Source organism: Acidovorax sp. SRB_14 (assembly GCF_012932145.1).
GTDB lineage: Bacteria > Pseudomonadota > Gammaproteobacteria > Burkholderiales > Burkholderiaceae_C > Simplicispira.
In genome coordinates this window covers 13592-28950 of record NZ_MWOK01000024.1, presented here as the reverse complement: position 1 = coordinate 28950, position 15359 = coordinate 13592, and the positions used below count along the sequence as shown (strand labels likewise).

The window sequence follows — 15359 nt, the reverse complement described above, 5'->3', positions numbered from 1 at the left end:
CCCTCAGGGGCCATTGAATGCGGTGCGGCGCTGCAGGGCCGCACGCTCATCGGTTTGCTTCTGGTCGCGCCGCGCCTGTAGCTGCTCCCACTCTGCGCGGCGCTTTTCGGTCAGTTTCTTCAGGCTGGCCAGGCGCAGCTCGGCCGCCAGCAGGGCCTGGTGGGCAGTGCGCGTGCGCACTTCGTGGTCCCCGACCACGGTGGTCTGCAAGCCCATGGCGTGGCCCAGCCGGTCCATAAACTGGTAGTGGTGGTACATCACCTCGGGGACCACCTGGGCATTGGCGCGCAGGCCCCAGCGGTTCTGCGTTTCGTCGGCATAGCCCTGCAACTGCGCCATCTGGTCCAGCGCTGCCTGGTGCGCGCCCTGCGCGCCCTGCAAGGCGCGCAGGGCGTCGTCGCGCTGGCGCGTCGCCAGCTCCACGGCCACGGTCAGTGCATTCAAGGAAGACATGGCGACCGCCTCCCTCTCAGCCCAACAGGTCGGCCATGGCCAGGCAGCTGTCGTTCATCGACGCGGCCTCGAACATGCCCTGCTGCAGGAACGCGGCCATGGCCGGCTGCAGGCGGATGGCTTCGTCGAGCGCCGGGTCCGAGCCGCTCATGTACGCGCCCACCTGCACCAGGTCGCGGCTCTTCTGGTAGCGCGAATAGACGGCGCGAAACTGCCGCGCCACCTCGAAATGCTCGCGCGAGACCACGTTGTGCATCACGCGCGAGGCCGATTGTTCGATGTCGATGGCCGGAAAGTGCCCCGTCTCGGCCAGCGCACGCGAGAGCACGATGTGCCCGTCCAGGATCGCGCGCGCCGCGTCGGCGATCGGGTCCTGCTGGTCGTCGCCCTCGGACAGCACGGTGTAGAACGCCGTGATCGAGCCCACGCCGTGCAGGCCGTTGCCGCTGCGCTCGACCAGCTGCGGCAGCTTGGCAAAGCAGCTCGGCGGGTAGCCTTTGGTGGCCGGCGGCTCGCCGATGGCCAGCGCGATCTCGCGCTGCGCCATGGCGTAGCGCGTCAGCGAGTCCATGAGCAGCAGCACATGCTGGCCCTTGTCGCGGAAATGCTCGGCAATGGCGGTGGCATAGGCCGCGCCCTGCATGCGCAGGAGCGGCGGCGCGTCGGCCGGTGCCGCCACCACCACGGCGCGGCCGCGGTCCTGCGCGCCCAGAATGTCTTCGACGAACTCCTTGACTTCGCGGCCGCGCTCGCCGATCAGGCCGACCACGATCACGTCGGCCTGCGTGTAGCGCGCCATCATGCCCAGCAGCACGCTCTTGCCCACACCCGAGCCCGCAAACAGGCCCAGGCGCTGGCCGCGCCCCACGGTGAGCAGCGCGTTGATCGCGCGCACGCCGGTGTCCAGCGGCTCGCGCACCGGGTCGCGCTCCATGGCGTTGATCTGGCGGCGGTCCATGGGTTCGGCCACCACGTCCTGCACCGGGCCGCCATGGTCCAGCGGCAGGCCCTGCGCATCAACCACGCGGCCCAGCAGGCCGTCGCCCATGGGCAGGCGCAGCACGCCGATGGGGTTGATGGGCCGCGAGGCTTCGCCCAGGCGCGGCGCAGGCACATAAGGCGCCGCCGGCACCACGCTGGCGCCGCTCGACAGGCCATGGATATCGCCCGCCGGCATCAAGAAGGCCCGGTCGGCCGAAAACCCCACCACCTCTGACAGGATCGGCGCAGCGCCCGGCATCTGCACCATGCACTGCGAGCCCACGGGGACGCGGATGCCCGAGGCCTCGAGCACCAGACCCGTGAGGCGCGTCAGGGTGCCGCGCGTTTCCAGCCCCGCGGCTTCGGCCACACGCCCGCGCGCGTCGGCCATGAAGCGCGTCCAGTCGGTGGCCATGTCGGGGGTGTCAGATGCCATCGCCGTCCCCTGCGCTGCTCCATGCCGACGCCAGCCCCAGCGGGGCAATGGCGCGCTGCCAGCGCTTGTCCAGGCTGCCGTCGACCACGGCGCCAGCCGCCTCGACCTGGCAGCCGCCGGGCGGCACCGCCGCATCGGCCAGCCACTGCACCGGGCTGGCGCTGAACTCTTGGCGCAATGCCGCCGCCACCGCTGCGTGGTCCGCAGGGCTCAGGCGCACGGTGGCCGGCTTGCCATCGGCCACCAGCATGCCCAGCGCCTCGCCGACCACGGGCCGCAGGGTGTCGGTATTGCTGCGCAGCTCCTGGCGCACCACCTGGCGCGCGATGTCGCAGGCCAGCTGCAGCACGTCCTGCGCCATGTGCTGCTGCATCGCGTCCAGGCCCGCCGAAAGCGCCTGCACCACGGCGTCGAGGCGGCGTGCGGCCTCCTGGCCTTCGCCCGCGACGTATTCGTCCATGCGGCGCTGCCATTCGGCCGTGGCCTGCTCACGGCCCTTCTGCAGCCCCAGCGCATAGGCGTCGTCGCTGGCCTGCTGCAGAGCCGCCTGCTGCAGGGCCTCCTGCGCCATGCGCGCGGCGGCATCGGCGGCGGTTTCGGCCTCGGTCGTGGCCTCCAGCTCGGGCAGTTGGGCGTGCGAACTGCCCACCGCGCCAAAGCGCCATTGCGTGACGTCCCCCACTTCCTCGCTCGGGATGAAGCGGGCGTAGCGATTTTTAGACGAAGCTGTCGTCACTGCCGCCTCCCAGCACCACCTGGCCTTCGTCGGCGAGGCGGCGCACGGTCTTCAGGATTTCCTTCTGCTGCGCCTCGACCTCGGACAGGCGCATCGGGCCGCGCGACTCCAGGTCCTCGCGCAGCGCGTCGGCAGCGCGGCTCGACATGTTGGCCAGGAACTTCTCGCGCAGCTCGGGCTGCGCGCCCTTGAGCGCGACGATCAGCGTCTCCGACGCCACTTCGCGCAGCACCGTCTGGATGGCGCGGTCGTCGAGCTTGATCACGTCGTCGAACACGAACATCTTGTCCATGATCTTCTGCGCCAGGTCGGGGTCGTAGCTGCGGATCGATTCGAGCACCACCGACTCGGTGTTGGTGCCCAGCAGGTTGATGATCTCGGCCGCCGCCTTGATGCCGCCGAGCGAGGTCTTGCGGATCTTGTCGCCCCCGGCGAGCACCTTGAACAGCACCTCGTTGAGGTCCTTGAGCGCCGTCGGCTGGATGCCCTCGAGCGTGGCCACGCGCAGCAGCACTTCGCTGCGCTGGCGGTCGGAAAACTGCATCAGCACGGCCGCGGACTGCTCGTAATCGAGGTGCACGAGGATGGCCGCCACGATCTGCGGGTGCTCATTGCGCAGCAGCTCGGCCACCGACAGCGGGTCCATCCACTTGAGGCTCTCGATGCCCGAGACATCGCCGCCCTGCAGGATGCGATCGATCAGCAGCCCCGCCTTGTCGTCGCCCAGCGCGCGCTTGAGCACCGCGCGCACGTAGTTTCCGGTGTCGGACACCAGCAGGCTTTGCGCGGCCGCATCGCCCGAAAACCGGTTGATCACCTGGTCTACCTTGTCGCGCGAGACGTTGCGCATGCGCGCAATCGTCTCGCCGAGCTTTTGCACTTCCTTGGGCGAGAAGTGCTTGAACACCTCGGCCGCCTCCTCTTCGCCCAGCGACATCAGGAAGATGGCTGCGTCGTTGAGTCCTTGCTCATCCATGGTGGGGCAGTTTCCGGTACAGGTTGCGGGTCAGTTGGCTTCGCCGTTGACCCAGTTTTTGACAATGTTGGCCACCGCCATGGGGTTGCTGCGCGCCAGGGCGCGGGCTTCGTCCAGGCGCAGCTGCTCCGCCGTCGGCGACAGGTCTTGCGCCCCGCTCGGTGCCGGCAAGGCCGGCCGCTGGGGCTGGTCGGCCTCGAGCGCATCGAGTTGCCCACCCGCCACCGGGACGGCACGCGGCTTGCCCAGCGCCTTGAGTGCAGGGCGCACCAGGCCCAGCAGCACGATGGCGGCAAACAGCGACAGCCCCACGGGCCAGGCCAGGCTGCGCGCCAGCTCCAGCGTCTCGGGCTGCTTCCACAGCGGCAGGTCGGCGGCCGGCACGGCATCGACCAGAAAAGGCGTGTTCATCAGGTTGACCGAATCGCCGCGCTCCTGGCTGAAGCCGATCGTCTCGCGCACCAGCGCCGTCATCTGCGCGAGTTGTTCGGGCGGCAGGGCCTGGTTGACGGCCGGGCCCTTGCCCCCCGCCACCGGCTGGTAATTGACGACGACGGCCGCGCTCAGGCGCTTGACGCTGCCGCTGCCGCCGCGCGTGACGCGCACCGTCTTGTCGACCTCGTAGTTGGTGACCGACTCGCGCCGACCCCCAGCCGCAGCCGCGCCCAGCTGGCCCGCGGCCGTGGGCGGCGGGTTGGCGCCGTTGATGGGCGCGCTCGACGGCGCAGGCGGCTGGTTGCTCGTGGCGCCGGGCACGCCCGTGGGCTGCGCCGCGCCCTGCACTCCGGTGCTCTCGACCACCTGCTGGCTGCGCACCGCGCTGGCATCGGCGCCCAGGTTGGGGCGGTGCTGTTCAGAGGTGGACTCGGTCTGGCTGAAATCGACCTCGGCCGTGACCTGCGCCTTGACGTTGCTGCGCCCCACCACGGGCTCCAGGATGTCGAGGATGCGGCGCGTGTACTGCTGCTCGATCTGCTGCACGTACTGCAGCTGCTGCGCGTCAAAGCCGCCGGCACCTGCCCCGTCGGGCGGGTTGGACAGCAGCTTGCCGCTGTCGTCGAGCACGCTCACGGCCGATGGCGCCAGCTCGGGCACGCTCGACGCCACCAGGTGCACGATGCCGGCGAGCTGGGCGCGGTCGAGCGTGCGGCCCGGGTACAGGCTCACCAGGATCGACGCCGAAGGCTTTTGCTGCTCGCGAAAAAACCCGTTCTGGTTCGGCAGCGCCAGGTGCACGCGCGCGCTCTGCACCGACGACAGCGCCTGGATGGAGCGCGTGAGTTCGCCCTCGAGCCCGCGCTGGAAATTGAGCCGCTCCTGGAACTGCGTCATGCCGAACTTGCTCTGCTCCATCAGCTCAAAGCCCGCCACCGAGCCCTTGGGCAGCCCCTGCGAAGCCAGGCGCAGGCGCACGTCGTGCACCTTGTCGGCCGGAATCAAAATCGCGCCGCCACCATCGGCATGGCGGTAGGGCACGTTCATCTGCGACAGCTGCGCCACGATGGCGCCGCCGTCCTTGTCGCTCAGGTTGGCGAACAGCACGCGGTAGTCGGGCTGGCGGCCCAGCACCAGCGCCGCGACGGCGGCCACCACCAGCAAGGCCAGGCCCGCCCCCAGGCGCATGCGCTGCGCCCGGTCGAGCGCCGACAGCCGCTGCAGCCATGTGGGGCTGGCAGAAGGGTTCATCAAAGGAGCATCGACAACTGCGGACATCTGGCTTTCCAAGTATGGCAGTCCCACGGCAGGGACCTTGTGCCGGACTCGATTATTCGGGCACGCACCCCCGCACGTTCGCTGGATAAGCCGCGCATTTGGCCATCTGTTCGCCGCGATGGACGGGCGCGCGCGCCCTACGATTGCCGCATCTCTTTAGGTAGAACCACACCGCCATGGACCTGCGCATTTCAAGCCCCACCACCCCGCTCGCTGGCGCCAGCCTGGTGCGCCGCCCTGCCGCGCCGCAGAACGATGAGAAGGACGTGGGCTTTGCCGGTGCGCTCAAGGGCGCGCTGACCTCGGTCAGCGCCGCGCAAAACCACTCGACGCGCCTGCAGCAGGAAGTGCAGATGGAAAACCCCGCCGTCAGCCTCGAGGAGACCATGGTCGCCATCCAGAAGGCGCAGATCGGCTTCCAGGCCACGCTGCACGTGCGCAACCGCATGGTGCAGGCCTATACCGACATCATGAACATGCAGGTGTAGGGCCGGCGCCTCATTGCTATTTAATTGATAGCTATCAGCGCTTACCGCACAAGCGCCAGAGCCTGATTTAGCTCAAATTCCAGACTGCGGCATTGCGCCCATCCCCTGGTGCGTGGTCCTGCGCGGGACCATCGCCTCCTCACTATTAGATTGATAGCTTCCGGCACTTTCCAGGCAAGCGCCAGCAGCCTATTTCATTCAAACTTCCGCTTCCCAGCCCCCCCGTGGCAGGGTTGGCCCCTCCGCCTCATACGGATTTGCATTCAATTGGATAACTAGGCGGGGAGCCGAAGACAGTGCTTTAGCACGGCGAGGCGAGCCAACGTCGTTAGCCGGTTAAAGGCAAATCCGTATCAGTGCATCACCTGCGGCTGGCCGTCGAACATGTGCTCGAACTGCGTCAGCCACGGCTCGGCGAGACAGCGGATCTGGGCGTCGTTGCGCAGGATGCGCTGCATGATCACGGTCTTTTCCTTGCGGTGCTCGGGCAGCAGTTCCTGCTCCTGCGACTGGAAGCGCAGCTGCTCGATCAGCACCGCACAGGCGCCCTCGTAGCGCACCACGCCATCCCAGTCCTTGGCCTGGGCGGCCTCCAGCATCTTGCGGCTGCTGTCTTCAATGGCTTTGTAGCAGTCGATGAGTGCTTGCGACATGGTCATGCTCCTGCCGCCTGCGCCGGGGCGCTGCCGCCACCGATCTCGCTCCAGCCCTGCGCCACCGGCGCAATCAGGCGCACCACCTCTTCGACCAGCGCCGCGTCGTTGCGCACGTTGGCCAGGGTCAGGCGGCCGACGCAGTAGTCGTACAGTGCGGCCAGGTTGCGGGCAATGTCACCGCCCTGCGCGGGGTTGAGGCCGCCCTTGAGGCCCTCTTCCAGAATGCGCACGGCCTTGCCGATCTGGCGGCCCTTTTCGGCCACGTCGCCGCGCTGCAGCGCACCGCGCGCGGCATTGAGCGACTGGATGAGGCCATCGAACAGCATCTTGATCAGCATGTGCGGCGAGGCGCCATCGACACCGGACTGGACGCCCACTTGCCGATATGCCGAGGCTGCGCGAGAACTGACGGGGGTGTACATCAACGGCTCCTTCATGTGCTACTTGTTATTCATATCGGCAACTGCGGCGCAAACTCAAGAAATTTAAGGGGCACGACAAGAGCACAAAACACCGGCTGTTTCAGCCACCAGTTCACTTCTTTTTTGATAGCTTCCAGCGCTTACCCCATCAGCGCCAGAGCCCGAAAACACCTTAACTCAACGGCTGGAACTCTTGTTCCACTGGCTGACCTGTTGCGAGACGTAGCTGTTGAGCGCATCGAGCTTCCCCATGGCCGCGTCCAGGCGCGTGTACTGGGCCAGCAGGCGCGCTTCGGCGCGCGCGGCGCGGTCGCTCACCTTTTGCTGCTCGTCGGTGTTGCGCTTCACCGAGCCTTCGAGTGACTTGGTCTTGGTGGCAAACAGGCCGTCCGATCCCAGCATGCCGGCGGCAAACTCCTTGATGCGCACGGCCATGCCGTCAGACGCCGTGCCTTCCTCGTCCGCGCTGAAAAACTTCTTCAGCGCTTCGGGTTGGGCCAGCGCCTTGTCGAGCTTGGCGTCGTCGATCTTGAGCGTGCCGTCAGCCTGGAACTGCACGCCCACGTCCGACAGGCGCGCAAAGCCCTCGCCCCCCGGCCCCATGCCGCCCACCAGGCGACGCAGCGCCGACTGCAGGTTGACGGCAGTCGAGTCGCCCTGCAAGGTGCCGGCGGTCTTGGTCTTGGCGTCGTAGCTCGTCATGCTGCCCATGGCACTGCTCAGGGCGTTGTACGACTCGACAAAATTCTTGATGGCCGAGCGTGCGCCGGCGCTGTCGCTCTTGACGGTCACGTCCACCGGCGCCGTCGTCACCTGCGCCACAGTGAGCGTCAGCCCCTCGACCGCGTCGGTCAGCGTGTTGTTTTTCGATGCCACCTGCACACCATTGATGGTGACCAACGTGTCCTGCGCCGTTTGCGTCAAGGCCAGGCCCGATGCACTGTTCTGCGGATCAAACCCCAGCCGCGCCAAGCCAGGCGCGCCAACATCTTCGCTCGCCTGGATGCGAAAACCCTGGGCTTCGCCGGTCTCGGTCGAGCGCATCAACAGCCGCTCGCCAGAGGCATCGCGCAGCACCGTGGCCGTCACGCCGGCCTTGGCCGCATTGATCTTGGCCGCCACCTTGGCCAGCGTGTCGTCGGCCGCCGTGATATCGATCGACACCTCGGCCGCAGCGCCCGGCGCAAATTCGGCCGCGCCATCGTCATCCTTGCTGAAATCGCCTTTGCTCCAGCTGCCCAGCTGGATCTTGAGCGTGCCCGTGCCCACCGCGCTGCCCGCCGCAAACACCGGCGACCCGGCCGACTGCGCGCGCGCCAGCTGGCTCACCTCCAGGCTGAAACCGGTGGCAGAGGCGGCCGTGGTGGCCACGCCCGACACGGCCGCGGCATTGCTCGACGTGACCGACATCGCGCCCCAGGTGGACGCGCTGGCCAGCTTGGCCGCCTGGTCCTGCAGGTTGGCAATTTGCGACTTGAGCTGCCCATAAGCCGACACACGCGCATTCAAGCTAGCAGCCGTAGTCTGCAACTGCGCCAGCGGGCGCTTTTCCAGCGCCACCAAGCCGGCGACCATCTCCTTGACGTTCAGGCCGCTGCCAATGCCGGGGGATGAAATGGCCATGTGTGTCTCCAGTAAGTGGGCTGGCGCGGCCCCGTGCACGGACCATGCCAGCAGGCCGGGCCCCCGTTTGCGCGGAGCACCCAGCTTTCAAGCTTGTATCGAATGTTATCGGCCATTGCGCGCCCAGCTTGAGCGCTGGACGCGGCCCCGGCGCTTACTGCAGCAGCTTGAGCACGTTCTGCGGCAGCTGGTTGGCCTGTGCCACCATGGCCGTGCCCGCCTGCTGCAGGATCTGCGAGCGGCTCAGGTTGGCGGTTTCCTGGGCAAAGTCGGCGTCCATGATGCGGCTGCGCGAGGCCGAGAGGTTTTCGCTGTTCACCGCGAGATTCGACACCACCGCCTCAAACCGGTTCTGGATGGCACCCAGGTCGGCGCGGGCCGAGTTCACAGCCCTCAGCGCAGCGTCCATGGCCAGGATCGTGTCGTCTGCGCCCTCTGCGGTGGCCACCGAAACGCTGGCAAAACCGGTCTGCGGGGTGCCAGCAACGATGGCAGTCGTTCCAGCCGCCAAACCCGTACCCACCGTCGGAGCCGTTCCGGCGATCACGATGGGGGCATCGGACTTCATCACCAGCGTGCCATTCACGTTCGAAGCTTTGACAGCGCCATCGGGAAATGCATTGTTGATGGCGGTGACCATCTGCGCCGTGCGGTCGGCATCGGTATAGGCCGTGCCCACCACGATGTTCTGGCCGTTGACGGTTAAAGCAGCTCCGGTAATGGCCGCGTGGTTGGTGCCTGCAGTGACGTTGACTGCCGTCACAGGGCCGCCAGCAACCGACAAAGTGTAGGCATTGACAGAAGCATTGTTTACCGTGACTACGCCCGCCGCAGAAGACGTGGACAGCCCAGCAATGCCGGCGCCATCGATTGCCGCCTTTATGTTGGCAGCGATCGCGAGTTCTGCATCTGCGTCAGTGCGCAAGGCTTGCGCACTGACGCCGGCCACTTGGAGCTCTACACCGCCTACATTGATCTGGAAGGCCGCAACTGCATTGGCCCCGGCCCCGACTGCCACGGCCGCAGTCAACGTACCGGCGCCTGCTGCTTGTGTGCCACCCGCGATCGCACCGCTGTAAACCGAGGCCGGTTTGTCGACACTGTTCCAGGAGCCCAGCTCGCTCACGCGAGAGTTCTGGATGCTGTCAATGTCGATACGCTGGCCCTGGTTGGCACCGACCTGGAAAGCCTTCGAGGTGAAGGAGCCATCGAGCAGATTGGTGCCGTTGAAGGAAGTATCCCTGGCGACCCGGTCGACCTCGCTCTTGAGCTGGGCGACTTCCTTTTGCAGGGCGGCCCGGTCTTCCGACGAGTTGGTGGCGTTGCGGGACTGCACGGCCAGCTCGCGGATGCGCTGCAGGTTGTTGCCGATCGTGCCCAGCGCGCCTTCGGCCGTCTGCGCCAGCGAAATACCGTCGTTGGCGTTGCGCCCAGCTTGGTTCAATCCCCGGATCTGCGTGGTCATGCGCTCGGAGATCGCCAGGCCGGCGGCGTCGTCCTTGGCGCTGTTGATGCGCATGCCCGACGACAGGCGCTGCATGGACGTGGAGAGCTGGCTTTGCGAAGTGCTCAGGTTGCGCTGCGCGGTGAGCGACTGGATATTGGTATTGATGACAGATGCCATGGCGATAGCTCCTCGGGTTTAAGCCAGAAAACCGGCACTGCGGTGGCCGCATGCAATGCCAGCAACTATGCTGGCTTCGGGGCCGGAGGCCATGGGCAGGCCCACGTTTTCCGGATGGCCAATTGTTGGAGTGCACGCCGGGCGGCATTGCCCCGATAAGGGGTAGAAATCCCGAGCTTTTTGGCGCCATGCACCAGTGGCATAAAAAATGGGCGAAAAAAAACCGGGTGTGAACCCGGTTTTTTGGAAGGCGGCCCCGAACCCAGGGCTGCCGCTGCGCCTTGCTTAACGCAGCAAGGCCAGTACGCCTTGTGGCAACTGGTTGGCCTGCGCCACCATGGCCGTGCCCGCCTGCTGCAGGATCTGCGAGCGGCTCAGGTTGGCCGTTTCCGAAGCGAAGTCGGCATCCAAGATGCGGCTGCGCGAAGCCGAGAGATTTTCGCTGTTCACCGCCAGATTCGACACCACCGATTCAAAGCGGTTCTGGATGGCGCCCAGGTCGGCGCGGGCAGAGTTCACGGCCTTCAGCGCCGCGTCCATGGCCAGGATCGTGTCGTCTGCGCCTTCTGCGGTGGCCACCGAAACGCTGGCAAAACCGGTTTGTGCGGTGCCGGCGACGATGGCAGCCGTTCCAGCGGTCAAACCCGTGCCCGTCGCCGGAGCACTCCCAGCGATCACGATGGGAGCATCGGACTTCATCACCAGCGTGCCATTCACATTCGAGGCTTTGACCGCGCCATCGGAAAACGCATTGTTGATGGCGGTGACCAGCTGGGCCGTGCGGTCCGCGTCGGTATAGGCCTTATCCACAACGATGTCTTGGCCATTGATCTTGAGAGCGCCCGCAGCAATCGCCGCATGGTTACTACCTGCAGCCAGAACACCAAGACTATCTGCCGTGACCATGGCTGAGCCCGCCACTGCCAACGTGGATGCATTGACCGATGCATTAGACACAGCCACCGCACCTGAAGCCCCAGCAGTCGCTGTCACCCCTGCAATGTTTGCACCATTGATGGCTGCTGCCATTTGACCAGCGATGGCGTTCTGTGTAGTAGCAACATCACGTCCAGAACTTGCACCTAGCCCTGCAACATCCAACTCCACACCGCCCACATTGATTTTGAAGGCGGCAATCGCTCCTCCAGACTGCCCAGCAGCGTCCCCAAGACCCAGCGCGGCAACAGTAAATCCTCCAGTCCCAGCAGTTGGGGTTGTCGCAGCCAACGCGCCATAGACCGAAGCAGGCTTGTCTACGCTGCTCCAGGAGCCCAACTGGTCCACGCGGGAATTTTGAATGCTGTCAATGTTAATCCGCTGGCCCTGGTTGGCGCCCACCTGAAATGCTTTGGCGGTGAATGTGCCGTCGAGCAGGTTGGTGCCATTGAAGGACGTATCTTTGGCGACGCGATCTACCTCGCTCTTGAGCTGAGCAACTTCCTTTTGCAGGGCTGCGCGGTCTTCGCTGGAGTTGGTGGCGTTGCGCGATTGCACGGCCAGCTCGCGGATGCGCTGCAGGTTGTTGCCGATGGTGCCCAGCGCGCCTTCGGCCGTTTGCGCCAGCGACACGCCGTCGTTGGCGTTGCGCCCTGCCTGGTTCAGGCCTTTGATCTGCGTGGTCATGCGCTCGGAGATCGCCAGACCGGCGGCGTCGTCCTTGGCACTGTTGATGCGCATACCCGACGACAGGCGCTGCATGGACGTGGAGAGCTGGCTTTGCGAAGTGCTCAGGTTGCGCTGCGCGGTGAGCGACTGGACGTTGGTGTTGATGACTGCCATGGTGATAGCTCCTTGTGTAAAGCCCGAACGTGCGGCATTGCTGCCGGTATCAAATGCCAGCCCACGCTGGCTGCCCAACCCGTTGGCCACCTCATGTTTTTGGTCTTGCCATCGGGGACAGGGCTTTTGTTCCCTGTTGCTTGGGTTATCGGACCCGCACGCTCCAAACTTTAGGGTTGACGTAACTTTTTGTAGTTAAAGTGCGGCGCAGCGAAATCTCCGGGCCGAGAGTTTTGCCGCGACCTCTATCGTTTTGATAGCTGCTGGCGCTTACCTATAAAGCGCTGAAGGCCAAAAAGACCACCAATCGCGCCGCTGTGGCCCTTGCTGTCCCACAGAGCATTGACCGTGCGCGCATGCGCCAGCCGGGCAATCTGGCGGTCCAAGCCACCCCTGTTCGCGCTTATGGGCGCAAACGACTCTGCCAGAATCGCCCCATGCTCGTCATCATTGGTTACATCGTTTGTCTCGGCTGCATCTTCGGCATGTACGTGCTGCACGGCGGCAACATTGCCGTGATCCTGAAGGCGCTGCCCTTCGAGCTGGTCACCATTCTGGGCGGCGCGCTGGGGGCCTTCGTGGTCAACAACCAGCCCAAGGTGCTCAAGGCCACGCTGAAAGCCATGCCCATGGCACTCAAGGGATCGAAGTACACCAAGACACGCTTCATGGAGCTGATGGCGATGCTCTATGACATCCTGCAAAAGGCCCGCAAAGAGGGGTTGATGGCGATCGAGAAGGACGTGGAAGAGCCGCACGAGTCGGAAATCTTCAAAAAATACCCCACGGTGGGCTCGGACGACCATGTGATCGAGTTCATGACCGACTACCTGCGCATGATGGTGTCGGGCAACCTGAATGCACACGAGATCGAGTCGCTGATGGACAGCGAGATCGAAACCCACCACCACGAGGCGCACGCGCCCGTGGCGGCGCTGGCGCGGCTGGCGGGCGCGCTGCCCGCCTTCGGCATCATTGCCGCCGTGCTGGGGGTGGTGAACACCATGGGCTCCGTGGGCCAGCCGCCGTCGGTGCTGGGCGGCATGATCGGCTCGGCGCTGGTGGGCACCTTTTTGGGCATCTTGCTGGCCTACGGCATCGTCGAGCCGCTGGGCGGCCTGGTCGAGCAAAAGACCGAGGACGCGGCCAAAGAGCTGCAGTGCATCAAGACCACGCTGCTGGCCAGCATGCAAGGCTACAACCCGGCTACGGCCATCGAATTCGGCCGCAAGGTGCTCTTCTCGGCCGACCGGCCGAGCTTCGTCGAACTCGAAAGCCACGTGCGCGGCAAGAAGTAAGCGCTCCGATCCGCACCGTTTCGCACCATGGCCGAGAAAAAGCTCCAGCCCATCATCGTCAAGCGCGTCAAGAAGGGACGCCACGCCCCGCATGGCGGCGCCTGGAAGATTGCCTATGCCGACTTTGTGACGGCAATGATGGCCTTCTTTCTGCTGATGTGGCTGCTGGGCTCGACCGCGAAAGGCGAGCTGCAAGGCATTGCCGACTATTTCAATGCGCCGCTGCAGGTGGCCATGACGGGCGGCAACGGCGCGGGCAACAGTTCGAGCGTGATTCCGGGCGGCGGCAACGACCTGAGCAAGGTGCACGGCCAGGTGCGGCGCTCGGACTCGGACGTGGACAAGCAAAGGCGCATGAACCCGGACACGGCGCGCGCCGAAATGGCGCGCCAGGACGCGGCGCGCATCAAAACGCTGCGCAGCAGGATCGAAACGATCATCACGCAGACCCCGCGCCTGAACGAATACCGCTCGCAGATCCGCATCGATGTGACGCCCGACGGCTTGCAGATCCAGATCGTGGACGAGCAGAACCGGCCCATGTTCGACAGCGGCAGCGCGTTGGTCAAACCCTATATGCGCGACATCCTGCGCGAGATTGGTGCGGCGCTGGGCGGGGTCGAAAACCGCATCAGCCTGGCGGGCCACACCGACGCCGCGCCTTATGGCAATGGCGAGCGCGGCTACAGCAACTGGGAGCTGTCGGCCGACCGCGCCAACGCCTCGCGCCGCGAGCTGGTGGCCGCCGGCATGCCCGACGCCAAGCTGGGCCGCGTCGTGGGCCTGGCCGCCAGCCATCTGCTGGAGCCCGACACCCCGCGCGCACCGGTCAACCGGCGCATCACGATCACGGTTTTGACGCGCGAGGCGGAAGAAAGATTGCTGGGCCAGGCGCCCCCCATCGCCCCCACGGCACAATTGCCCGCTGAAAAGCCGGACAATCCTCCCTCCGGGAGCTAAAAGTAACCACTTGTCACAACCGCGGCACCCCATGACAATGCACACCGTAATTTTCGACCGAAAGGGTCCCACGTGGCCACAGCCCTTCGCTTTCTGATCGTTGACGACTTCTCCACGATGCGGCGCATCGTGCGCAACCTGCTCAAGGAAAGCGGTTTCGCCGACGCCGATGAGGCAGAAGACGGCGTCGTCGCCCTGCACAAGCTGCGCAACAGCAAGTTCGACTTCGTCGTGACCGACATCAACATGCCCAACATGAACGGTTTCCAGTTGCTGACCGAAATCAAGGGCGATGAAAAACTCAAGCACCTGCCCGTGCTCATGGTGACCGCCGAAGCGCGCAAGGAAGACATCGTGGCCGCAGCCCAGGGCGGCGCGGCAGGCTACATCGTCAAGCCGTTCACCAAGGCCACCTTGGAAGAAAAAGTCACCTTGATCATCAAGAAGCTGGGCTTGTAGAACGCCATGGACGCCAGCCTCTCCCCTCCCGCGCCCGACCCGATCGATGTGCACCAGAAGATCGGGATCCTGACGCGCCAGCTGCACGACACCCTCAACGAGCTGGGCTACACCGACCAGCTGCGCGGCACCATGGGCGAGCTGCCCGATGCCCAGAGCCGGCTGTCGTACATCGCCCGGCTCACGGGCGAAGCCGCCGAAAAGGTGCTGGGCCGTGTCGAGCAGGCCAAGGTGCAACACGACCACCTCGCCGCGGAGACGCGCCGCGTCACGACGGCCTTGGTGCAAGACCCCGTAAGAGCCGTGGCCTCGGGCGAAATCATGAATTTTCTCAGCGATGTGGGGCAGGTGGCCAAGGCCACCGACGAGCACCTGACCGAAATCATGATGGCGCAGGACTTCCACGACCTCACGGGCCAGGTGATCGCCCGCGTGGTGACGCTGGCCGCCACCATCGAGCAGCAACTGGTGCAGCTGGTGATCCAGACCGCGCCCACGCCCGTCGCTGCGGCACCGGCGGAAGCGCCGCGCGCGCACCTGGCGGGCCCCGTGGTCAACCCCGAAAAAACGGCGGACGTGGTCACCGACCAGTCGCAGGTGGACGACCTGCTGGCCAGCCTCGGGTTTTAAAATCGCACAGGCTGCAGACGGGGCGCGCGTTTTGGTTTTGAATAGGCGCCCCGCAGGCCCTCTTATCGGGCTTTAGATTCACAGGTGGCTCGGGACAATGGCACGACAGAAGACGTCGCGCCCCC

At 65.5% G+C, this 15359-nt stretch carries 15 protein-coding genes; 5 read left to right on the top strand and 10 right to left on the bottom strand.

Annotated features, from left to right (window positions below; genetic code table 11):
* Positions 1-3: 3 nt before the first annotated feature.
* From fliJ to fliF, 5 genes are read right to left on the bottom strand one after another with little or no spacing between them, the layout of a single operon-like run.
* A complete protein-coding gene (fliJ, locus tag B2J86_RS15190) occupies positions 4-453 on the bottom strand; it encodes a flagellar export protein FliJ (protein ID WP_169633477.1) in 450 nt (149 codons plus the stop codon).
* Between the two features lie 16 nt (positions 454-469).
* Positions 470-1870, bottom strand: coding sequence for a flagellar protein export ATPase FliI (gene fliI / locus B2J86_RS15185; RefSeq protein ID WP_173026025.1), 1401 nt, complete (start codon positions 1868-1870; stop codon positions 470-472).
* On the bottom strand, positions 1860-2606 hold the full coding sequence (locus B2J86_RS15180; protein ID WP_173026024.1) for a flagellar assembly protein FliH: 747 nt from the start codon (positions 2604-2606) through the stop codon (positions 1860-1862). The genes fliI and B2J86_RS15180 overlap by 11 nt, the downstream gene beginning before the upstream one ends.
* On the bottom strand, positions 2587-3582 hold the full coding sequence (fliG, locus tag B2J86_RS15175; protein WP_169170211.1) for a flagellar motor switch protein FliG: 996 nt from the start codon (positions 3580-3582) through the stop codon (positions 2587-2589). The genes B2J86_RS15180 and fliG overlap by 20 nt, the downstream gene beginning before the upstream one ends.
* A 30-nt stretch (positions 3583-3612) precedes the next feature.
* A complete protein-coding gene (gene fliF, locus B2J86_RS15170; RefSeq protein WP_173026023.1) occupies positions 3613-5295 on the bottom strand; it encodes a flagellar basal-body MS-ring/collar protein FliF in 1683 nt (560 codons plus the stop codon).
* Positions 5296-5471: 176 nt separating this feature from the next.
* On the opposite strand from fliF, the gene fliE reads away from it, so the two are divergent.
* Positions 5472-5783 (top strand): flagellar hook-basal body complex protein FliE, encoded by a 312-nt coding sequence (gene fliE, locus B2J86_RS15165; protein ID WP_169633473.1) that lies wholly within the window; start codon positions 5472-5474, stop codon positions 5781-5783.
* A gap of 353 nt (positions 5784-6136) precedes the next feature.
* Here fliE and B2J86_RS15160 read toward each other — a convergent pair whose 3' ends face one another.
* The 5 genes from B2J86_RS15160 to B2J86_RS15140 form a co-directional block, all read right to left on the bottom strand.
* Positions 6137-6436, bottom strand: coding sequence for a flagellar protein FliT (locus B2J86_RS15160; protein ID WP_173026022.1), 300 nt, complete (start codon positions 6434-6436; stop codon positions 6137-6139).
* Positions 6437-6438: 2 nt separating this feature from the next.
* Positions 6439-6861 carry a flagellar export chaperone FliS gene (gene fliS / locus B2J86_RS15155; RefSeq protein WP_173026021.1) on the bottom strand — a complete coding sequence of 141 codons (423 nt, stop codon included), beginning with the start codon at positions 6859-6861 and terminating at the stop codon, positions 6439-6441.
* A gap of 177 nt (positions 6862-7038) precedes the next feature.
* Positions 7039-8484, bottom strand: a complete 1446-nt coding sequence (gene fliD, locus B2J86_RS15150; protein ID WP_173026020.1) for a flagellar filament capping protein FliD — start codon at positions 8482-8484, stop codon at positions 7039-7041.
* Positions 8485-8638: 154 nt separating this feature from the next.
* Entirely contained in the window at positions 8639-10108 is a 1470-nt protein-coding gene (locus tag B2J86_RS15145) for a flagellin (RefSeq protein WP_173026019.1), read from the bottom strand.
* A 285-nt stretch (positions 10109-10393) separates the two neighbouring features.
* Positions 10394-11887 (bottom strand): flagellin, encoded by a 1494-nt coding sequence (locus B2J86_RS15140; RefSeq protein ID WP_173026018.1) that lies wholly within the window; start codon positions 11885-11887, stop codon positions 10394-10396.
* Positions 11888-12324: 437 nt separating this feature from the next.
* Between B2J86_RS15140 and motA the strand changes: the two genes are divergently transcribed.
* The 4 genes from motA (at position 12325) to B2J86_RS15120 (ending at position 15234) form a co-directional block, all read left to right on the top strand.
* Entirely contained in the window at positions 12325-13185 is an 861-nt protein-coding gene (gene motA / locus B2J86_RS15135; RefSeq protein WP_169169169.1) for a flagellar motor stator protein MotA, read from the top strand.
* Positions 13186-13212: 27 nt separating this feature from the next.
* Positions 13213-14145, top strand: coding sequence for a flagellar motor protein MotB (gene motB / locus B2J86_RS15130; RefSeq protein ID WP_169169170.1), 933 nt, complete (start codon positions 13213-13215; stop codon positions 14143-14145).
* 72 nt (positions 14146-14217) lie between these two features.
* Positions 14218-14604, top strand: coding sequence for a chemotaxis response regulator CheY (gene cheY / locus B2J86_RS15125; RefSeq protein ID WP_169169171.1), 387 nt, complete (start codon positions 14218-14220; stop codon positions 14602-14604).
* A 6-nt stretch (positions 14605-14610) separates the two neighbouring features.
* Positions 14611-15234, top strand: coding sequence for a protein phosphatase CheZ (locus tag B2J86_RS15120; protein ID WP_169169172.1), 624 nt, complete (start codon positions 14611-14613; stop codon positions 15232-15234).
* The last annotated feature ends 125 nt before the right edge of the window (positions 15235-15359 follow it).